18 protein-coding genes are annotated in these 19,703 nt (G+C 62.2%); 5 read left to right on the plus strand and 13 right to left on the minus strand.

The genetic code is table 11. The features are described 5' to 3' along the window. Window positions 1-46: 46 nt before the first annotated feature. Window positions 47-655, minus strand: coding sequence for a dihydrofolate reductase family protein (locus tag ACF07D_RS03180; protein WP_391503858.1), 609 nt, complete (start codon window positions 653-655; stop codon window positions 47-49). Between the two features lie 238 nt (window positions 656-893). Here ACF07D_RS03180 and ACF07D_RS03185 point away from each other — a divergent pair, with 238 nt between their 5' ends. Continuing rightward, complete coding sequence (locus ACF07D_RS03185) at window positions 894-1,145, plus strand: helix-turn-helix domain-containing protein (protein WP_391503859.1); 252 nt, start codon at window positions 894-896, stop codon at window positions 1,143-1,145. After that, the gene (locus tag ACF07D_RS03190; protein WP_391503860.1) at window positions 1,142-2,584 is read left to right on the plus strand and encodes a HipA domain-containing protein; all 1,443 of its coding nucleotides are present in this window, start codon (window positions 1,142-1,144) and stop codon (window positions 2,582-2,584) included. Before ACF07D_RS03185 ends, ACF07D_RS03190 begins: the two co-directional genes overlap by 4 nt. A gap of 21 nt (window positions 2,585-2,605) precedes the next feature. Here ACF07D_RS03190 and ACF07D_RS03195 read toward each other — a convergent pair whose 3' ends face one another. From ACF07D_RS03195 to ACF07D_RS03215, 5 genes are all read right to left on the minus strand, one after another. Continuing rightward, window positions 2,606-3,559, minus strand: coding sequence for a phosphotriesterase (locus ACF07D_RS03195; protein ID WP_391503861.1), 954 nt, complete (start codon window positions 3,557-3,559; stop codon window positions 2,606-2,608). A 13-nt stretch (window positions 3,560-3,572) separates the two neighbouring features. Next, a complete protein-coding gene (locus ACF07D_RS03200) occupies window positions 3,573-4,496 on the minus strand; it encodes an acetamidase/formamidase family protein (RefSeq protein WP_391503862.1) in 924 nt (307 codons plus the stop codon). An 8-nt stretch (window positions 4,497-4,504) separates the two neighbouring features. Further along, window positions 4,505-5,416, minus strand: coding sequence for an ABC transporter substrate-binding protein (locus tag ACF07D_RS03205; RefSeq protein WP_391503863.1), 912 nt, complete (start codon window positions 5,414-5,416; stop codon window positions 4,505-4,507). A gap of 78 nt (window positions 5,417-5,494) precedes the next feature. After that, window positions 5,495-6,286: an amino acid ABC transporter ATP-binding protein gene (locus tag ACF07D_RS03210; RefSeq protein ID WP_119283329.1), complete on the minus strand. Its 792-nt coding sequence runs from the start codon at window positions 6,284-6,286 to the stop codon at window positions 5,495-5,497. Then, window positions 6,283-7,209: an amino acid ABC transporter permease gene (locus ACF07D_RS03215; RefSeq protein WP_391503864.1), complete on the minus strand. Its 927-nt coding sequence runs from the start codon at window positions 7,207-7,209 to the stop codon at window positions 6,283-6,285. Before ACF07D_RS03215 ends, ACF07D_RS03210 begins: the two co-directional genes overlap by 4 nt. 294 nt (window positions 7,210-7,503) lie before the next feature. On the opposite strand from ACF07D_RS03215, the gene ACF07D_RS03220 reads away from it, so the two are divergent. The 3 genes from ACF07D_RS03220 (at window position 7,504) to ACF07D_RS03230 (ending at window position 8,995) form a co-directional block, all read left to right on the plus strand. After that, a complete protein-coding gene (locus ACF07D_RS03220; protein WP_119283331.1) occupies window positions 7,504-8,118 on the plus strand; it encodes a helix-turn-helix domain-containing protein in 615 nt (204 codons plus the stop codon). Beyond that, window positions 8,111-8,557 carry a RidA family protein gene (locus ACF07D_RS03225; RefSeq protein WP_391503865.1) on the plus strand — a complete coding sequence of 149 codons (447 nt, stop codon included), beginning with the start codon at window positions 8,111-8,113 and terminating at the stop codon, window positions 8,555-8,557. Before ACF07D_RS03220 ends, ACF07D_RS03225 begins: the two co-directional genes overlap by 8 nt. Window positions 8,558-8,629: 72 nt before the next feature. After that, complete coding sequence (locus ACF07D_RS03230) at window positions 8,630-8,995, plus strand: DUF3592 domain-containing protein (RefSeq protein ID WP_391503866.1); 366 nt, start codon at window positions 8,630-8,632, stop codon at window positions 8,993-8,995. A gap of 89 nt (window positions 8,996-9,084) precedes the next feature. Here the strand turns inward: ACF07D_RS03230 and ACF07D_RS03235 are convergent, their stop codons facing one another. The 7 genes from ACF07D_RS03235 to ACF07D_RS03265 form a co-directional block, all read right to left on the minus strand. Then, window positions 9,085-9,699 carry a TetR family transcriptional regulator gene (locus ACF07D_RS03235; protein WP_391503867.1) on the minus strand — a complete coding sequence of 205 codons (615 nt, stop codon included), beginning with the start codon at window positions 9,697-9,699 and terminating at the stop codon, window positions 9,085-9,087. Between the two features lie 80 nt (window positions 9,700-9,779). Then, complete coding sequence (locus ACF07D_RS03240) at window positions 9,780-10,571, minus strand: ABC transporter permease (protein ID WP_391503868.1); 792 nt, start codon at window positions 10,569-10,571, stop codon at window positions 9,780-9,782. Beyond that, the gene (locus tag ACF07D_RS03245; protein WP_391503869.1) at window positions 10,568-11,485 is read right to left on the minus strand and encodes an ABC transporter ATP-binding protein; all 918 of its coding nucleotides are present in this window, start codon (window positions 11,483-11,485) and stop codon (window positions 10,568-10,570) included. The genes ACF07D_RS03240 and ACF07D_RS03245 overlap by 4 nt, the downstream gene beginning before the upstream one ends. A gap of 177 nt (window positions 11,486-11,662) precedes the next feature. After that, the gene (locus ACF07D_RS03250; RefSeq protein ID WP_391503870.1) at window positions 11,663-12,706 is read right to left on the minus strand and encodes an ABC transporter permease; all 1,044 of its coding nucleotides are present in this window, start codon (window positions 12,704-12,706) and stop codon (window positions 11,663-11,665) included. A gap of 925 nt (window positions 12,707-13,631) precedes the next feature. Continuing rightward, window positions 13,632-17,315, minus strand: a complete 3,684-nt coding sequence (locus tag ACF07D_RS03255) for a phosphodiester glycosidase family protein (protein WP_391503871.1) — start codon at window positions 17,313-17,315, stop codon at window positions 13,632-13,634. Between the two features lie 226 nt (window positions 17,316-17,541). After that, on the minus strand, window positions 17,542-18,234 hold the full coding sequence (locus tag ACF07D_RS03260) for a response regulator (RefSeq protein WP_391503872.1): 693 nt from the start codon (window positions 18,232-18,234) through the stop codon (window positions 17,542-17,544). Continuing rightward, entirely contained in the window at window positions 18,231-19,472 is a 1,242-nt protein-coding gene (locus ACF07D_RS03265) for a sensor histidine kinase (RefSeq protein ID WP_391503873.1), read from the minus strand. The genes ACF07D_RS03260 and ACF07D_RS03265 overlap by 4 nt, the downstream gene beginning before the upstream one ends. Window positions 19,473-19,703: the final 231 nt, after the last annotated feature.

Below are 19,703 nucleotides of genomic sequence, written 5' to 3' on the forward strand. Positions count from 1 at the left end.
TAAACGACCGGGGCTCCGGCCCCACACGGCTGCGACAGGCCTCGTCTCAGCGGCCAACCCTGCGGTAGCGAATGTGGGTGGCGAGCGGGGAATGAAGTGTCTCGACGGGCTCGAACGGAAAGCTCGTTACCCCGTCGAACAGGCGCTCGCCCGCCCCGAGCAGCACCGGCGCGACGTCGAGCACGAGCTCGTCCACGACATCGGCCGCGAGCGCCTGGCGCACTGTGGAAGCGCCGCCTGCCACATCGACTCCCCGGCCTTCTGCCGCGGCGACCGCCTGCGCGTAGGCGGCGTCGAAGCCCTCGGTCACGAAGTGAAATGTCGTCCCGCCTTCGAGCTCGATTGACTCGCGGGGGTAGTGCGTCAACACGAAGACTGGCGCGTGGTATGGCGGCTCGGCGCCCCACCACCCGTGCCAGTCGGGCTCCCACTCTCCCCTGATCGGGCCAAACATGTTGCGGCCCATCACGTATGCGCCGCGGGGCCGCATGAGCCACGAGTTCGCGACGGAGTCGGCGTTGTTCGCCCGGGCGTCGCCCATGTGCCAGGCGTGCAGCTCCTGGCCGCGGATGCCGAGCCCGTTCGCGAGGCTCTGCTCGGGCCCAGCAACGTAGCCGTCGAGTGATATTGACATGTGGCACGTGGTGTCGCTCATGGTGCGCTCCGTTTGCTCGGCCCGGCCGATGCGTCTGCGGTGACGTCGGTGCCGAGACTTGCAAGGGTACTCCGCTCGGCACCGATTGCGCGATACTCGCGAGGTCGGGCCAACTCTCGATCCTTAGAGCACCCACCCATCAACCGCAACGCACATTATTCTGCGCAAACCATTGAAAGCGCAGAATAATGTGCGTACCATCGTGTGCACACGATACTGTGCACACCAAGGAGGTGCGATGTTCATTCAATCGTCGAAAGCGTTCGCTGACTTCGTGCGCTCGCACCGCGTTCGAAGCGGAATGACGCAGGAGGAGCTCGGCGCCCAGACAGGAATGAGCCGAAGGTGGGTACAGGAACTCGAGTCGGGCAAGCTTGTGCCGTCTTTGAACGCCACGCTGACCGTGGCTTCGGCGTTTGGCTATGAGCTACATCTAGAGCCACTGCCGAGCGCATCACATCTCGATGCCCTATTTGATGAGCTGTCATGAGTGGACATCCAGACATCCTCGACCTCTGGCTCGACGGGAGGTTGGCTGGCTCGCTCATGCGCGGTCGCTCCGGTGACGTCGAGTTCTCCTACGACTCAGACTACTTCGGCAGCCGCGGCGCGACTCCCCTGTCCGTGAGCATGCCGCTCGTCCAGCAACACTATGGCCCTGATGAGGTGATGCCATGGTTGTCGAACCTGCTGCCAGACGCGGTAGAGGTTCGGGACAGGTGGGCAGCCAAGTTCGGGGAAACTCGAAACGATCCCTTCACTCTCTTGCGACATATGGGACAGGATGCGCCAGGGTCAGTGCAGGTCGTACCATGGGGCGAGCTACCCACTCAGCTCGGAACTGTGTCGCACATCAGTGACGCGCGCCTTGCCGAGCGGATCCAAGAGATCATCGAAGACCCCGACCATTGGGTGGATGACAGCCTGGATCAGAGCCGGTTTTCGCTTGGCGGAAACCAGGGAAAGTTTGCGCTCGCGAAAGTGAACGGACGCTGGTTCGAACCCAATGGGCGAGCAGCGAGCACACACATTGTGAAGCCCGGGATGGTCACTGCCCAAGGACACACCAATGCCGAGGTCCAGGCAGTCGAGTTCGTCACGATGCGCGCCTCACGCCATTTGGGGCTGACGACTGCGCTCGTCGAAATCGAAGATTTCAACGGTGTGCCCGCATTCGTCACCCAGCGTTATGACCGCCGCACCGCCTCAGACGGGACTGTCACTCGCCTGCACCAGGAAGACTTCTGCCAGGCACTCACATTCTTGCCTTCCCGAAAGTACGAAGAAGACGGTGGTCCAACGATGGCCGACATGGTCGCCGTCGTCGATACCCATAGTTCTCAACGTTGGCGGGACAGCGACCGTCTTGCCCTCGCCAGGTTGTTCGTGTTCAACTTACTCGCTGCCGGAGTTGACGCGCACGCAAAGAACCACAGCCTCATCCTCAGCGGCAACATGGTGCGCCTCGCGCCAGCCTACGACCTCATCTCAGCACATGGCCTCTGGAATACGGATCGGGTGCGCTTCAACAGCTCCGCCGCTGTCCGATACGGCAAAGAGCGACCCTACCGCCAAATCACGGGACGCAACCTTGCCCGCACTGCGGACACCTTGCGTATGGACCGACGGGAGTTTCACGATCTGCTCGTAGGCATGCAGCTCAAGCTCCCCGACGCCCTTGACCGGGCAGTACACGAGCTTCCAAAGGAGATGTTGACGGCGCGCGTGAAGCGGATGTCAGAACGGGAGCGCGAGTTCGGCACAGAAATCACTAGGCGCATGTCAATGACTGACATCGCTGAGACCCCGAATTTTGATCCCCCCTCAAACAGCGGCAACCATAGGCGCAACACAGTGTGGGCTCCCGGGCAGTTGAAAGCAGGTGTGTGGGAGTCCGGGAGCTACCGAATTCGGGGGCAGTCGCGATAGGCGAGGGCGTCAAGCGCCCGATCACCCGCGCGCAGAACCGATGCCCGTCAGCAGACGCAGCGGGTTCTCCCTCGTGAGCTGATCAACGACGGGCTCTGCAACTCCCGCAGCACGAAGCAGGTCGCAGAAGCCGCCGACCGCCCACGAGTAACCAAGCCCGCCACGAATCTTCAGGTCGGTCATGTGGCAGCGGTCGCTCGAGATGAGCAGGGAGTCGCTCCACCCCTCGTCGATGAGCCGCACGAGCATTTCAACTCGCAGACTGTCTGGCATGAGGTGCTCGCGGCCACAGGTGTCAAACTGCAGATACACGCCCCGCCTGAGCAGCCCAGTGAGGTAGGTGTGGTCAAGGAAGGTGTCGACGTGGCCGATCGCAATACGCCGAGGGTCGACGCCTTCCTCCTCGAGGATGCTCAGCTGGTCGACGCCAGTCGGGTACATGAAAACGTGCGTCGTCACGGCGGCGCCCGTCGCGTTGGAGGCGCGGCCTGCTGCACGCAGCACCCGTTCCTCAGCCGGCGAGAGCGTGCCACCGTGTGTGCCGATCTCACCGATGACGCCTGCCCGAATGCGTGTCCCGTCTGCGGCGAGCACGCCCTCCTCGATCTCTTGGATCATCTGAGCCGCGTGCTTCTCGGCGGATACCTCGTAGACTTCCTTCGGGTAGTAGGGCTCGAGATACCAGCCTGTGCCCATCACCACGTGCAGGCCCGATTCCCGCGAGATCCGTCGCATCCCCTCGGGGTCACGCCCGAGATCGCGAAGCGTCACCTCAACAATCGCGTGCTGCATCCCCTGAGCTGGCGGCACGTCGGCGTTCATATAGCCGAGCTCGCGCACCGCCAACTCTGGGTTGTTGAAGATGTGGTTGCGATCCCCCGTCACAGGGCTGAAGTCACAGAGCAGGTGCTCGTGCGGCAGCACACGGTCGATCTGTTCAACGCTCACGTCGCCGAGCACCGTTCTGAGATTCACTCCTCGTCCTTTCTTATTCGGCGATCGCCGTCGCGGCGGCTGCAACTCGCAGCACCCTGTCAAGCCCGCCGTCGAGCGACACCGCGACGCTCGTACGCGGGTTCACGACCTGGCAGACCTTGACGTTCAAGAGCAGCCCGACCGAGAGGTACGCTTCATCCTTGCTGATTCCGGCGTGCTCGGCGACTCGCGTGACGCAGTACGCAGTTGCCTCCTTGAGCGCCTCCTCCACTGAGGCGCCGACACCGATGACCCACAGCCGCCCCTCGATGTCCTCCACCGTCGGGAGGATCGAGCCGACGCCTGCGAGCCGGTTGAGTCTGAGCGAGACCGACGCGCCGGTTTCCGCGCCAGTGCCGCAGACCTCGCCGTCGCCGATGGTCGCGTGCACATCGCCGATGAAGAAGCCACCGCCAGCAACGGACGCCGTGATCCACAGCTTTGCCCCGACGCCTACGGCACTGAAGTCGATATTTCCGCCGTAGTGCCCAAGCGTTCGCGCTGGCTCGACCGTGTCGGTGAGCAGGCCGAGCGCACCGACGTGCGTCTTCGGCTGCGCGGCGGCGAGCACCGGAGTTCCAGGCCCGCCAGGCCTGAGCTCAAGCGTCTCGGTGTCGACTGCCATCACCGCGAACCTGTCTTGCCCGAGGAGCCCGAGGCCCGGGCGGGTCCACGTGTGGGCGAGCGGGTCGAGGCGCATGTCGAGGATCTCGATCTCGACGACGTCGCCGCGCTCAACTCCGACGATCTCGACGGGGCCGACGACAGGGAAGAACTGGCTCGCGTCGAGCTCGCCGTAGTCGACGTCGGTGCGGATCTGCCCACCAGAGGAGTCGAGGGTGTGCACCGTGAACTCCCTCCCGGGAACAACCGACCCTGCCATCGGAGCGTCAGGTGCGAGCTCGTACATTCGGCCGTAGGAATCAAGTTCTTGCATATCTCGGGTCACTTCACGATCTCGCTGTCGATCTCGACCTGCGCGAGCCTGCTGTTGTCAGAGACGTTCCACTTGTCCATCACTTCGTCGTAGACGCCGGTATCGATCAGGTGCTGAATGGCGGCAGCCACGGCGTCGCGGAGCTCGACGTTGTCTTTGTGAAAGGCCCAGCCGTAGTTGTTGCTCAGGTAGCCCTCGCCCGGAACGACCTCGATGTCGCGAGCGGTGCCCTGCTCGATGCCGAACTCGGTGACGATCGGGTTGGCGATCGTCGCGACCGCCCGGCCTGTCGACAGCCAGAGCAACTGGTCGGCAGTCGTCGGCGCGATCAGCACGTTGATGGGGTTGTCGCCGCACTCGGGTTGAAACTCTTCAAAGAGCTCCACCATCATGCTTCCCTCGAGCGTCGAGACGTTCTTGCCGCAGAGATCAGGCAGGTCCTTGATGCCGAGCGGGTTTCCCTTGGCGACAACGATGTTGTTCGCAGAGATCAGGTTGTCGACAAAGTCAATCTGTTCGCGACGCTGCTCCGTGTCCCACATCGCCTCGCTCATCATGTCGTAGCGCTTCGTCGCGACGCCGGTGATGAGGCCGCCGAAGTCTGCTCGCGACCACTCGAGCTCGACGCCAAGCACTGCGGCGACCTCGGCGGCGAGGTCTGGGTTGATGCCGACGATGTTGTCGTCATCGTCGGTGAACTCGTAGGGCGCCTGCGATGGGTCGGTGACGACCTTGATCGTGTTTGCGCTCAGAATCTTCTCGGGCAGCAGCTGCCGGATCTCGTCGACGACGGCTGCGGAGTTGACTGGCGCTGCTTCTTTGTCTGAGGAGGCGCCGGCTGGCGCACATGCCGAGAGCGCGAGGCTCGCGACAATCAGCGCCGGGATGGCGACTTTCAGGGAGGGGGTACGTCGTTTCATGGTGTGTTCTTTCTCGTGGGATTCGAGATCCGGCCCGTCGTTGGGCGGATCGAGTGTGAAGTGTTCTGCTGCCGCGTACTAGATGACGCGGCTCAAGAAGCGTTGGGTTCGTTCGTGTGTGGGGTTATCGAGGACCTGCTCTGGCGGGCCGATTTCTTGGATGACGCCGTCTTCGAGGAAGGCGACCTGATCGCAGACCTCGCGGGCGAACCCGATCTCGTGGGTGACCACGATCATCGTCATCCCCTCGCGGGCGAGGGTTCGCATGACTTCGAGCACCTCGCCGACGGTCTCGGGGTCGAGGGCAGAAGTTGGCTCGTCGAAGAGCATCAGCGTCGGTTCCATCGCGAGGGCACGCGCGATGGCGACGCGCTGCTGCTGCCCGCCAGACAACGAGTCGGGGTAGGCGTCGCGCTTGTCGGCAAGACCGACCTTGCGAAGCAGTTCGAGCGCGCGCTGCTCCACCACGCGCTTGTCTTGCTTGAGCACCTGCACCGGGGCGATCATGATGTTCTCGAGCACGGTGAGGTGGCCGAACAGATTGAAGCCTTGGAAGACCATGCCGAGCTTGGCGCGCCGCTTCGCGACGATCCGCGGCTTGAGCTCGTAGGCTTTCGTGCCCTCGCGCCGGTAAGCAACGCGTTCGCCGTCGACGAGGATGTCGCCCGAGTCGAACGTCTCAAGGTCGTTGATGCATCGCAGGAAGGTGCTCTTGCCCGATCCTGACGGCCCAATGAGCGCGGTCACCGTTCCCCGCTGCACCTCGATGCTGACGCCGCGAAGCACTTCGTTGCCGCCGAAACTCTTGCGTACCTCCACGGCCTGCACCATTGGGCGTTCCGCGCTCGTCGCGTGCTCTGTCGAGTTCATCGCTGTGCTCCCGTCTGGGTGAGGCGTTTGAACATGCCTCGGTTGGCACCGCGGCCCGAGGTGTTGCCACTGCGGCCTGCGTATTTCTTCTCGAGCTGGTTCTGTAGCAGCGTCGCGACCGTGGTCAGCAGGAGGTACCACGCGCAGGCGACGATGAGCAGCTCGATCACGTAGTAGTTCCGTGAGTAGATCATTTGCGCGTTCGTGAGGAGGTCGCGCGCGGAGATGACCGAGACCAGCGAGGTGACCTTGAGCATCGCGATTGCCTGGTTGCCTGTTGGCGGGATCACCATGCGCATCGTCTGCGGGAGGATGATCTTCGTCATCATCTCGAGCGGGGTGAAGCCGAGCGCGACGGCTGCCTCACGCTGTCCCTTTGACACACCGAGGATGCCGCCACGGATAATCTCGGCCATGTAGGCGCCCTCGTTCAAGCTCAGCCCGATGAGCGCGGCGATGAACGGGGTGATGAGCGCGTTCGTGTCCCAGCTTGCGAACCCCAGGTTGATCGTGGGGAACAGGAAGGCGAGGTTGAACCAGAAGATCAGCTGGATGAGCTGCGGTGTGCCGCGGAAGAACCAGAGGTAGAGGTCGGCGAGCACGGTGAGCACTTTATTGTCAGAGAGCTTCATGAGCGCGAGGACGATGCCAAGCAGGATGCCGATGATGACCGCGAGCACGGTGAGCTGCACCGTCAAGATGACGCCCTCGATGATGACGGGCGCGAACAGGTACTGGCCCACCACGCTCCAGTCGAGGTTCTCGCTCGTGACGAGGGCGAAGATGAGGCCGCCGACGATCAGTGCGGCGACTGCCGCAATGACCATGCGACCGTAGCGCTTGAGGGGAACGATCTCTAGCGGGGTGATCTCCGCTGTAGTTCCAGCTGACGCTGGAGCACTGGGAGGGGATGTGGTTTTCACTCGGCCACCTTTCGGTCGAGCCCGGCCCGGGCTTCGTCTACGTTGACGCACCTACGTTTTCCAGAGGGGTTCCTCAGGCGTTCGCAAGGTCGATGGATTCACTGTAAATGAAATTCAGTATTTCTACAAGCTGTTTGAATTGAATTCGAAACGCTCCCCACGAAATCGAGGCAGTTCCTTGAATTCACGGCAAACCAGACGGCCGCGGCCTGCCGATTTCACTTCAATTTACTTTTAGCATTGCTACATCTTGGGTGCAGACACGGCGCACGAAAACCTGTAACATGCGAAGGGATGAGTACTCAAAAACGCAAATCCGGAGACGAAGACGCCCAACTCGGCGCACGCATCCGTGAGATACGCAAGCTCAGGCGACTGTCGCTGACCCAGCTTGGAGAAATGTCAGGCGTGAGCGCGAGCTTCCTCAGCCAGCTTGAGCGGGGCACGTGCCGCGCGAGCTTCGGAACGCTTCGAGACGTCACCGAGGCGCTCGGCACAACCCTCGCCGAACTCTTCAACGCCGATGAACCACCGGGGCCACGCATCGTCAGGCACGCCGAACGCCCGCAGCTCATCCACGGCGGCGCCCGCAAATTCATGCTGAGCCCCCGCCCGCTGTCACACATCGAGATCTTCGCCGGCGAATTCGACCCGGGCGAATCGACCGGCGACGAGCCATACAACCACGGCGACTCCCAGGAGTTCCTGATCGTCATTCGCGGCTCGGTCGACGTCCAGATCGACGGCAGGTCGCACCTCCTCGATGCTGGCGACACCATCGAGTACCGCAGCTCACAGCTGCACCGCACGGTGAACGTGGGTGACGACGTTGCAGAGGTGCACTGGATCGTCAGCCCGGTTACTGTGCCAAGCTCCACCGGCGCTGCAGAAGGAACGAACGATGACTAGCACCAGAGACTCACTCGCCCGCGCGCTCGGCGCGACCGACGGCCCAAACTCGCCAACGATGGCGCAGTGCGCGAGCGCACACGAGCTCATCTTCACCTCGGGCCACACGAGCCTGACGCTCGGCAAGGTCGGCGCGGAGCTCACAGTCGCAGACGGCGCGCAGGCCGCGCGTGAGGCCGCGCTGCGTTTGCTGCACTCGGTGCTCGAACACAACGGCACGCTCGACGGGCTGCGGCTGGCGCAGCTCAATGTGTGCGTGAACACCACCCCAGATTTCACGCAGCACGGTGAGGTCGCGGAGGGCGCGAGCGGCCTCCTGCGCGAGGTCTTCGGCGATCAGGATCTCCCGACGCGCAAGGCGCTCGGCATGGCGTCGCTCCCCCGCGGAGTTGCCGTCGAGATCGACGCCGTGTTCGCCGCAGAGGCCACCACCAGCTAGCGGCGCAAGAGAGCGCACTCGATAGAATCGCTGTCGGACGCGGATGGACTTCCGCACTGCCGGGAGGTCCACTTGTACATCGCATGCTTTGCGCTCATCGCCGTTTCCGGCGTCGTCATCCTCGCCGGGGTCCGCGTTCGCAGGCTCGTGCCAAAACACTGGGCGACGGTGCCGGGCGAATGGATCGGCCCGGCGCTCCAGTTCTCGCCACACCCCTACCGCTACCGCACCCCAGACGGGGTCGAGCGCACCGGGTCGTCACGAGTCAAGGTCGTCTGGCGAGCGCCCTCCGGGGGCAACTGCCTCGTAGCGTACGACCCCCAGAACCCCGCGACGTCTCAGCCAGCCCAACTGCGCACGAACGGGACGCTCCTCATCGCCGTCGGGGCATTCGCCGCGATTGCGGGGGTCGCGCTTCTCGCGCTCACCTGGTCGTAGTGTGAACACGCCCGCATCAGTCTCGCCCGCGAATACGGTCAGCGTAGGAATTGCAGGCGGATGCTGCGTATGAGCCTACTCGGCGGCCGTTACTGCCCACCGGTAAGTAGCCGCCGGATGATTGCGGATTGCTTCGCCATTCTGTCGGGAAGACTCCTCCACTCATCCTCCAACCGGGAGACTGCCTGAGTACCTATACACAGTTGCGTGAGCGCCTCCGCCGTGGTCCTTGAATCGGCGATTGGATGCACGGAACCGTCTCCGATACCTTCGTTGATCAATGCCTCAGCGAGGGCAATCCATTCTCGATAGGGAGCGCTGCTTTCAGTGGTTAAACCTGTCTCCGCCTGCATAGCAAGTTGGATACCCCCCTGCACAAGAACATCTTCGGAGATCAGCTCTGAAATCGATACGAAGAGGCTCAACAACTTGTCCAAGCCGGTTGCTTCACCAGAGGTAGCTTCATCCATGACCAGCTTCATCCTCTCCGTCTGGGCATTCAGGACGGCCCTCGCGACGTCGTCCTTGTTGCCGAAGTGGAAATAGATGGAACCTTGACTGATCTGGCCGACCTCGGCGATATCCTTCAGACGAGCTTCCGAGTAAGCCATTCGAGAGAAGACTCGACCTGCAGCGAGGAGGATGCTCCGCTGAGTTTCGATCCCGTGCGGCCGCTTTGCCGCAACGGCGCTGTTGTCGCTCATGCTCTCCCCCAAACGATGCAGCCCGGTTAAGCGTGCATAAGGCCATCATAGGCCTGCACCGATAGCGAAGGCACTGGATGCTAACTGCGGCCCCTTCTCGTGTGCCGTCGTTCTTCTCCCCAGTCGAACACTGATGTGGTGACTGCAGTCACAGCGACGGCGACCCCGGCGAGTCCGACAAGGTGGGGAATCAAATGCGGATCCGGCACAAACCAGTTGTTCACAGCAGCCATATACCAGGTAGTCGGCAGAAATTGGATCCCATCCTGCACCCACCCCGGGAAGGAAGAGAGCGGCAGACCGGCCCCTGAGGTGAAGATGACCACGATAGGCAGCAGCAGGCTTAGCTGCCTTGTCAGCTCAGTGTTCGCCCCTCTCGCCCCAAGCAAGATTCCAAGTGACATGAGCATGATAAAGCCAAGGATTCCGGCGAGTAAGACGGTAGCGTACGAGACAAACGATGACGTCCCACCAAAGAACATCACGCCCAAGAGGATCAGGAGTTCTGCCACAGCAAGACCAGCTCTCGCTGGTAGCTGCCCAATGATGAAGACAATTCTCGTGACCGGCGTCGCCGCAAGCAGGCGAAGTGTTCCGAGCTCTCTGTACTGCACGAGCAGCACGGCCGTCCCGGGAAACGCGATCGACATCGCCCCCATGGCAGCGATCACCCCAAAATTGGAGTACAGCAGCGCCCCAGGCCCGGGGCCGCCTGCTCCGAACAGGAGGTCCAATGCTGCAAACAGACCGAGCACTAAAGCGAATGTCAAAAGTATGACACCTGCTGTGAACCGCGAGCGAAACATCTCTCTCGCACTGAGAAGGGCAACTGACCTAAATGACTTGAACGCGGGGAAGTCTCTCACTGTCATTCAATGCCACTCAACTCGATAAACAGGTCTTCCAAGGTGCTGCGCCTAATGTCGAACTCTCTTGCCTGCAACCCGGGCATGAACGTCAGCTTCCTGATTACTTCGTCAGGCTTGGAGGTTTGGACGCGAACACGAACCCGGGTTCCGTGCTCCTCGACGACGAGTTCCGTAATAGCCCTTAGCTGGCGCACAGCAGCAAGGTCGACATCTTGCGATGTGGAAAACGAAACCGTGGTGGCGGCGTCACGTGCGATGATCAGGTTCTCGGGGGTGTCTAACGCAACGAATTGGCCTTCAACCAGAATGCCAACTCTGTCGCACAGGCTGGTCGCTTCATCCATGTGGTGGGTGGAGAGCAGCACCGTGGTTCCGGCTGAGGCCAGCCCGCGGATTGTTCTCCAAAGCTGTTGTCGTGCGGCAGGGTCAAGGCCAGCTGATGGCTCATCCAACACTACGACCTGAGGAGCCCCCACTAGCGCCACGCCAAGGAGAAGCCTTCGCAGTTGCCCTCCGGAGAGATGCTTCACCCGCGTCCGATGTTGCTCTTTGAGCCCCACCTCATTTCGCACGGACCGCGGATCTCGGCCATTCTCGTAGAACGAGCGAAACAGAGACAAAGTTTCATCAACAGTGAGGGATTCAAAGAGCGAGGCCGCCTGCGGCTGAATTGCGACTCTCTCCGAGAACGCTCGGCGGTCGTCTCCGGGCCGCATACCCAGCACACGAATGCTGCCACTGTCGGGTTCCCGTAGACCGACCAAGCATTCAATGATTGTGCTCTTCCCAGCCCCATTCGGCCCTAGGAGCCCAAAGATCTCGCCTCGGGGAATTGAAAAAGTGAGACCGCCCACCACTGTTCGGCCGCCATAGGCCTTTTCGAGGCCATTTACCTCAATGATTGCTGGTTCCGTCACAACACCCCTCCCCGATTTTTGATGGTGTTTTGTCTGAAAAGAGCATCGCCGCAACAGTAGGGTCAAACATGAAGGCGATTCGGAAAGCATGCTTGGGCTGCGGATTGCATATCCCAGCCTCAGGCGCATCCAAACCGGCGGGCGGTGAGGGCAGCAACAACTGCCTACCGAATGGCTTCATTCCCCCTCCCGGACACGCTTCTGGATCTTCCGGAGCGGGGCATCACTTTCCCGGTCCCAAGAAAACACTCGAAGCGCCAATAGGAACGCGGCCACGGAGGTTACGCCCATTAGTGCCCACAGCCAGTGGACTTCAAGAAACGGAACGACTCCCGCCAGGTCACTCCCTGCTGCTTGCATCAACCACGTCGTTGGGAACATATTGAACAGCGTCTGGAGCACCTCGTTAGTATGTGCAGCCGGGATAATGCCCCCACCAGCGCCGACAAGCAGCATGCTCAAGATAACCCCGATCTGCTGCGTATCTGTAGCGTTCCTTGATTTCGAGGCGAGAAGAAATGCCGCTGGCAGCAACATGGCCAACCCCATGATCAACGTCACAAACAACCGCCAAAGGAAGCCAGGTTCGACATAGTCGCGGGAACATGCGATCACGACCACGACTCCCATCTCGAATGCTGCAAGCACCACGCGAACTGGGACATACGACAGCACCAGTGCAGCGTTCGAAACGGGCGTGGCTCCCAATAGGCGCAGTATGCCTCGTTCGCGGAGCGACGCCAGGGGAGCTGACGTTCCCACAAACGCAAGCGCCATGAGGCCTACCCCGAGCGCTGGCCCTAGGTTGGCACGAACTAGGTCGACCTGCCAGTCGCCTTCTGTATCAACGGTGGTGATGTTCGCAGCAGGTACTCCGGCAGACCGAACAGCCTTCCAAGCCCCGTCCCATGCAGGCCGTTCACTGGCGCTTACGACGATTTGGACATGCCCAGACTTTTCAACAATCAAAACCGTTGCTTCCTCGCGTCTCGCCACTTGGACGTCTTGACTTGACAGTTCACTCGTCACGCTTTGCAGGAACACTTGATCTGCCGATTCAGTAGCCACAACAGGCGCGGGCGATCCTGCGGTGAAGGAGTAGTTGATGGCAAAGATGACCGCGAGATAGATCAAGAAAATGAACAACATCGCCAGTCCGGTCGGTAACACTCGGGCCAAGCTCTTCGCGTCTACCGCGATGAGATGCCCGAGACCGCGCATTGAACGGCTACCTGGGGCTGGCATGCCCATTGCTCCACTCGCCCCAGCAGGGACTGCAAACCGGCCAATGGTCTCGGGGCAGAAACGCCGACACGCAGAAACGACTTCTGGAGTTCTTCAAGACTGTGCCTCGAGAAGCAGGTCCACAGTTTCGCGGAGCCAAGGGACCGGACTGTACGTCGATCGCCTGTTGCCACGCTCACCATGCTTACGCGTACAGCGGTTTCCTCGCAGTTCCCGAAGGCATACCCACTGACCATGGCCGTAAGCGACGACCGAGCCTCCGGAATCACCGAACTCTTCACCCGCGGCAAGAACGAGCGACCCGGTATGAGTTGCCACTGTGGTCCTCCTTGCATCGTGAAGACTGCACGAAATCAGCAACTCGTCGTCGGAGCCGAACGTGCCTGCTTAGAACGGTAGCATCCAAGTAAGCTCTCCGACTTAGTAGATTTTGTTCAGGCTGAGCGTGTATCGGCGCACGGCGTGCCTCTTCGCGGCACAATCGTCTTCTCAGCCACGACCTGGATAAGTCAAAATCACGATGGGATCAGCGGTTTTGTCCCTCAGGGCTCTCCTTGTTGCCTCGGGCTGGATACGCCCGCCTAGCGGCTGGCGTTGAGCGGAATTCTCAGGAGTGCCGGCAGGTTGGCTCGATTCGGGACCCGCCGAAGTGGAGCCTCGTCCGCATCGCACAGACATGGTGCTGGCGGGGCATAGACGCTCGAGGCAGCAAACCGTAGCCCCCGAATCGTCACCGGACGGGCAGTTGAGCCGGATGTGCAGTTCTCGAGCGAAATGGCTGACCGCGTCTGGGCAGGAACAACCTCGCGCACGCAAAGCGTGAGCCGCTGTGGACATCAGTACTTTCCTGATGCCCACAGCGGCAGTTACTTCAGCCCGCGCACGGGGCTATGCGTCACAGTTACGCTGAACGGCGACGCCAGACGATCAGCAGGCCGCTCGCGGCGAGAAGCGCGCTCGTCAGCACGATCGCCAGCGTCCACTGGACCTCGGGGCCGCCAGTGTTCGCAAGACCATGCTTTCCTTCGGCGTCCGTGGCTGTACCGTCAGTTGATCCTGAATCAGGCTTGCCGCCGACACCGGTCCCGGTGCCGCCGCCGTCACCGGGCTTATCTGGGCCGCCCGGCTCGCCGGGACCGCCCGGATCCACCGGTCCGGTTGTGTCGTCCGCAACAGTGATCGTGTGCTCGCTCGTGACGCCGTTCACGGTCACGGCGAGCGTCGCCTCCCCCGCACCGGTCGCGGTCAGGGCGCCCGTCGACGGGTTAAACCGGAGCACACTCTCATCGGTCGCCTCACTCGCGCTCGCGCTCACTGCGCGGCCGCGCTTGTCGGTCTCGACTGATCCGTCGTCGACGACGACACCGTCCCCGCCCCACACCGCGCTCATCGGCCAGTGCACGGGCACGATGCGCCCGCCGTCCTGCGAGATGGTGGCGTCGACGGTCACCGAGTCGCCAACGGTCATCGCCGCCGGCACCGCAGCGGTCGCGCCCAGCGTGAGCTCGTCGACACGCGGCTTCACCTCGGCCTGGAGCCAGTTCGTGCGGCTCGTCACGGGAGCCGGATCGTTCCCGACGACGCCCGAGTTCGGGTTGATACCGAGCATCGCCCAGCCCGTGAAACCGCCCTTGTCTGGTGAGCTCGACGGCCCCTTGCCGCTGTTGCCGCTGAGGAACGTCGAAACGCCCTCGTGGCTCGTCGCGTGGAAGACACCGGCGTGGCCGTTAATCGAGGCGATCGACTTGCCTGTGTCGGCGCGGAACTCCGCGAGCCGATCCTGGTAGCGCTTCGCTTCGATGCGGTCCGAGATCTGGCTGTCCTTACTGCTCTTCGGGTCGTCAACGGGGTGGTGCGCGAACACGAGCACGCCCGTGATCGTCGAATCCTTCTCGGCCTCGGCGAGTGCGTCTTCAAGGAAGCGCATCTGCTGCTTGTCAGAGGCATTGAACGAGCCGTTCGCGGTATTCAGCGTGATGACGAGCGTGCTGCCGACCTGCTGCTTCGTCTTCGTCGGACCGAACTCAGCAATGAAGTTCTCGATCGGCCCTCCCATCACCTCGTGGTTGCCAGGCACGTAGATCCAGGGCAGCTTGTCGCCGATTTCCTCGTCGAGGATCTTCCTCGCGAGCGCGAAGTCCTCGGGCGCGGCCTCGTCGACGAAGTCACCCGTGATGACGAACATCTCGGGCTTCGCGGCGAGGATCTCGCGCAGGGTCTGGCGTGCGCCGTGCACGTTGGGGCCCTCGGGGTTGCGAGCGACGAACTGTGCGTCGCTCATCACCGCGATGCGCTGCGCGCGCTTGTCGACGGTGCCGTTCGTGACGACGAGCGGATCGTGCACGACCGGCGCCTGCGGCTGGTCGACCTCGGGCGCCACGACGGCGCGGATCCCAGCGAACATGGTCTCGCCCTGGTACTGCTTCGCTGCCGAGGTTTCCATCATGCGCACGCGCTCGAGCTTCAGCGGGTAGGCGGTGCCAACCGGCACGTTGAACGTGAGCTCCTGCCAACCCTTCCAGCTGGTGTGCGGACCGTCGATGTTCATTGTCGTGCCAGCGCCGGTCTTCATCTGGAGGCGTGGCCAGGTGCTGTTGCCGTCGCCGTGCACCCACATCTTGATTGCCTTCGGCTGACCCGCGATCTCGATGGGCTCGGGCGCGACTGCGTACGCACCGCGCGTGCCAGTCGACGAGGCGAAGTCGTAGGTAAGCTTCAGCCCGGCCTCGCCGTTCGGTCCAGTTGCCCCAGCGATCTGGCCGGTGGCGCGGTCCGAGCGGAAGGTCCAGTCCTTCGCGTTTGCGAGGTCAGAGACAGGCTCCTCTTCCAGGCCAATCGTGACTGCGACGTCAACGCGGCGATCCCCCGCCGAGAACGACACCGTCGCAGCCCCCGACGCTGCCCGCGGGGTGATCGTGAAGGTGTTGCCGTCAAGCGATTCGACAGCGACGTCAGCGCCGGCCGAAACCGTGAGGTCAGCAGCCTCAATGGGTGCGCCGAAGCCGTCTTTGTCGAGGCCTGTGATTGTCACAGTCTCGCTGCCGTTCTCGTCGACCAGAGCGATGACGCTCTGGCTCGCACGGAGCCTGTCGAGCTCGCCGAGTACGCGCAGCTCGCTCGTCGCCGACTTCCCTTCCGCGGTAAACGTGACGGGCGCGGTGCCAGGTGTGGATCCCGTCACCTTTGCGGTGTCTCCGTCGATCGCCGCGAGTGTCGCGTTCTTGCCCGCAACCGAGAACTCGCCCGCCGTAGCGATCGCGCCGCGATTCGCGTCGAGGCCGATGCCTGAGACTGTGCGCGAGAAGCCGGGGAACACTGCGTCTGCGTCGTCAAGCTTCGACTCGGGGGCAACCATCACGTCGGCGAGCCCGGTGTCGGGCGCGGTCGACGAGAACACGAGGCTATTGGGGACGCTGCGCAGGTGCCCGTCTGACGGGGCGTTGCCGACGCTCAGCTCGCTGGTTCCCGGCTCGCGCATGAGCAGGGTGCTGGATCCGCCACCGTCGAGGTTCACCGCGTTGTGCGCGCCGAGCTCGACCATGAACTCGCCGAGCTCATCGAGCGCCATGCCGCGGGAGTGGCTCTGGCGACCGTCGAGTGAGACCACGTAGACCTCGCTGCCGTCCTCGCTCACGCCGACCGCGGTGCGGGGCTCGCCCTTGTCCGCGGGAGCAACGACAGCGCCGTCAGCGACGAGGCGCTGGTTGCCGCTGATCGCGAGATCCACATCGGCACTGGCAGCGACTGTTACTGGCAGCGGATCGCCTGGCTTTACGCCAGCGAACAGGTCGACCGCTGCCCCGCGCGCGAGCACGACTCCCGATCCCGCTGCGATGGCGGTGGGCCCGGTGATCTCGGCGAGATCGGCAGATGTGCGCGTCACGACCCCGTCGGCAATCTCCACGCGGAGGAACTTCGGGTCGATGTTCGATGGCCCGCCGATGGCGCGCGAGATTGGGTACTCACCCCACATCGGTGTGAAGTAGCCGATGCCGTCGGCGGGAATACCGATGTTGTTGACTGTGCTCACCGGGTGAGTGGTGCCCGCGACGTCGAGGGTGGCGGCTGAGGCAAGCGCCTGGATCGCAGCGATGCCCTCGCTAACTGTGAAGCTCTCGACGGGTGATCCGCTCGTTGTCTTCACCCCCTCCGTCGAGGAGACGTTCGTGCCCTGGGCGACACCAGAGTTGTTGATGTCGAAGAACGAGCCGTTGACCGCGGCCACGGCGTGATCGCCAAGTGTGTGCTCAGTGACGGGCGCCGGCTTCGTGAGGCTGCCCGAGTCACGGACATCCATCGACAGCGTGGGTGTGGAGAGATCCGCGACGATCACGTCGCCTGTCACCCATCCCTCACCTTGCAGCCTGTCGAAGCTTGTCGCCTTCAGACCCGGTGCGAGCTGCCGCGTGTCAGCGCGAAGCAGGCTCGAATCACGGCCGCCCAGGTCGAGACCACCCGTGTCGGGTGACGCGTAACTGGCCGTGAGGGTGGACTGGGGTGCGAGGGCGATGCCGCTGACAGCGATGCCGAGACAGAGCCCGGCCGCAAGCGTTGTTTTCAGGGGTGTTCGTCTAAACCAAGCCACGAGTTGCCGCAGACCTTTCTTGAGTTTTGGAATGCGCGTGCGGCAGCAGAGGAATAATTGAATGGCCGCCGGACGCTCAAGTCAGCGTAGGCAGGCCAGGTAGCGCGAAGGTTGCCTGCGGGTGGCCGGGAACCGTCAGCACAACCTGGCTCGTGCGTGAAGCCACTGCCAGGGTTTTGTGAAAGCCAGCGACGACCGTCTGGCAGTTTGCCTTCCTTTGGAGCCGTCAGCCGCGCCGGCCCGGGTCCAGGCCGATTTCATAGCCCAGGATCACTGCATGGACGCGGTCACGGAGACCGAGCTTCGCGAAGATTGAGTTGACGTACGACTTCACCGTTGATTGCGCGATGCGCAGTTCGCTGCTGATCTCGGCGTTGGTGAGCCCTCCCACAATTGCTATAAGAACCTCCACTTCGCGCGAGGTAAGCAGGCCTAGGACCTTGGCGACATTCTCTGGCAGGCTCCGACTGGCCGGAACCGATTGCAAATAGTGCTCGATAAGTTTCGCTGTCAATCCAGGTGAGACAACTGCTGAACCGCGAGCGACCGTTTTGACCGCGTCAACCAAAGCGGTTGGAGTGGTGCTCTTCAGAAGAAATGCACTCGCACCCGCTTGGAGACTACCGAAAGCGTACTCATCCAGGTTGAAGGTCGTGAGGACGATCACGCGTGTTCCGGGATGCTCTGCAGCGATGATTCGGGTCGCTTCGATACCTCCCATCACAGGCATCCGCACATCGATCAGGAGAACGTCCGGCTCGGTCTGTCCAACCACACGAAGAGCTTCGGAGCCGTTCCCAGCTTCACCGACGACTTCGATCTCGTCGTCGGAGTCGAGGATAAGCGCGTAGCCCGTCCGTTCCAGGGGCTGGTCGTCGACGACGACGACTCGGATCACTGCGCCCGGAGCATGAATCATCGGCTAGCAGCTCCCAACGGAATAGTCACACGCGTCAGCCACCCACCTCCGGGAGCATCCTCGCTCCTCGGTATTGGGCCCGCGGAGAACCTACCTCCGAACGCGTTCGCTCGCTCGCGCATAGCCCGCAGCCCGATCCCGGCTCCCCGCGTTGGGCCCGTTCTGGCTCCCCGGCCGTTATCAGTCACTGCAACGATAACTTCACCCGCTTCAAGGCCGATCGATGCCTCAACGTGAGTGGCGTCAGAAGCGTGACGGAGGACGTTGGTAAGCGACTCCTGAACAATCCGGTAAACCGAGGTCATGAGAGCAGGGTCGGCCTGCCCGAGCCTGCTCGCGGTTTGTTCACTTTCGATGGCGAGGGTGAGCGGGAGACCAGCCGCCTGAAAGGTACTTACAAGTTCCTGGAGAGTTGGCAAGTTATGGCCTGACTTCTCAAGGCTACGGTTGAGATCATCGTCCTGGCCGCGGATTACCTGAAGGATGCGCTGCATATCTTCGAGTGTCCGCGCGCCAACTTTGTTGAGTTGTTCAAGCGCAGCTCGGGCACGTTCAGGATGCTTTTCCCAACCACTAGCGGCACCCCCTGCTAGTGCAACCATGACTGTCACGGAGTGCCCAACGACGTCATGCATTTCCGCAGTGATGCGGGCACGTTCAGCTGCAGCGGCTCTTTCCTCCCGCGCCACAATTAGCTCCTCAATGGCTTCACGACGAGCTCGGCCCGCTTGTGTCGCGACACCGAGTGCGAGTGCAACAAGCGATGCCGGCTGCAGCAACACCACAGGCCATGTCTCCCGAACACCAATGAAGACCAGGAGGCTTCCAACTGCGAAGATCGCCCCTTCGCTCATGAGGTAGCCCTTGATCGTCGTGCGTAGGCGTGAGACGTTGGCCAGTGCGAAGAGCGCGAATGAGCTCTCAAGGAATGCTGGGCTCGCGGCAGCTGCCGAAATTGGGTTCATGGTTGCCAGTGTGACGACGATGAGCAGAACCCGGAACGGGTGGGAACGACGCCACCAGAACGCGAGTGCGATACCACCCGTGCAGAGGTAGCCCACCCACGTATGTGCGGGTGGTTCGATCACGAGAGTCGCCACTGCGGGAATGGCACAGGCAAGAATCACGAATATGTCGGCAACTCTTGGGTGCTCAACAAACCAGCCGACAACACGGCTTCGCTGGAGGACAGCGTTCCGACGCGTGGTGACCCCGAGCGTATTCACGTGGTTCGCCATTCCTTCCACCTCGAGCACAGGCGCCCCCCTCTCGCAAGAGAGCCGCTGCAACGAGACTCGGTGAGAAAGGGAGATTCAGTTACTGGACGGTATTACACAATACCTATACCGCGCACACCAACTACGGGTGGATCTTTTATTTGCACAAGAATCAAAATTTAGATCCACGGGTGGTGTTTTACGCTCGAGCGTGTTCTTAGCATTTACGGGAGACGCAGCTTTCCCAATGCA

The sequence above is a fragment of the Leucobacter sp. NPDC015123 genome (assembly GCF_043080205.1).
Lineage (GTDB): Bacteria > Actinomycetota > Actinomycetes > Actinomycetales > Microbacteriaceae > Leucobacter > Leucobacter aridicollis_A.

Excerpts from the sequence above, each read along its gene's own strand:
- ACF07D_RS03225 (WP_391503865.1), top strand. The coding sequence starts at position 8,111 with ATGACTAGCACCAGAGACTCACTCGCCCGCGCGCTCGGCGCGACCGAC.
- ACF07D_RS03235 (WP_391503867.1), bottom strand. The coding sequence starts at position 9,699 with ATGAGCGACAACAGCGCCGTTGCGGCAAAGCGGCCGCACGGGATCGAA.
- ACF07D_RS03220 (WP_119283331.1), top strand. The coding sequence starts at position 7,504 with ATGAGTACTCAAAAACGCAAATCCGGAGACGAAGACGCCCAACTCGGC.
- ACF07D_RS03210 (WP_119283329.1), bottom strand. The coding sequence starts at position 6,286 with ATGAACTCGACAGAGCACGCGACGAGCGCGGAACGCCCAATGGTGCAG.
- ACF07D_RS03185 (WP_391503859.1), top strand. The coding sequence starts at position 894 with ATGTTCATTCAATCGTCGAAAGCGTTCGCTGACTTCGTGCGCTCGCAC.
- ACF07D_RS03200 (WP_391503862.1), bottom strand. The coding sequence starts at position 4,496 with ATGCAAGAACTTGATTCCTACGGCCGAATGTACGAGCTCGCACCTGAC.
- ACF07D_RS03205 (WP_391503863.1), bottom strand. The coding sequence starts at position 5,416 with ATGAAACGACGTACCCCCTCCCTGAAAGTCGCCATCCCGGCGCTGATT.
- ACF07D_RS03240 (WP_391503868.1), bottom strand. The coding sequence starts at position 10,571 with ATGACAGTGAGAGACTTCCCCGCGTTCAAGTCATTTAGGTCAGTTGCC.
- ACF07D_RS03190 (WP_391503860.1), top strand. The coding sequence starts at position 1,142 with ATGAGTGGACATCCAGACATCCTCGACCTCTGGCTCGACGGGAGGTTG.
- ACF07D_RS03250 (WP_391503870.1), bottom strand. The coding sequence starts at position 12,706 with ATGCGCGGTCTCGGGCATCTCATCGCGGTAGACGCGAAGAGCTTGGCC.
- ACF07D_RS03180 (WP_391503858.1), bottom strand. The coding sequence starts at position 655 with ATGAGCGACACCACGTGCCACATGTCAATATCACTCGACGGCTACGTT.
- ACF07D_RS03260 (WP_391503872.1), bottom strand. The coding sequence starts at position 18,234 with ATGATTCATGCTCCGGGCGCAGTGATCCGAGTCGTCGTCGTCGACGAC.
- ACF07D_RS03265 (WP_391503873.1), bottom strand. The coding sequence starts at position 19,472 with ATGGCGAACCACGTGAATACGCTCGGGGTCACCACGCGTCGGAACGCT.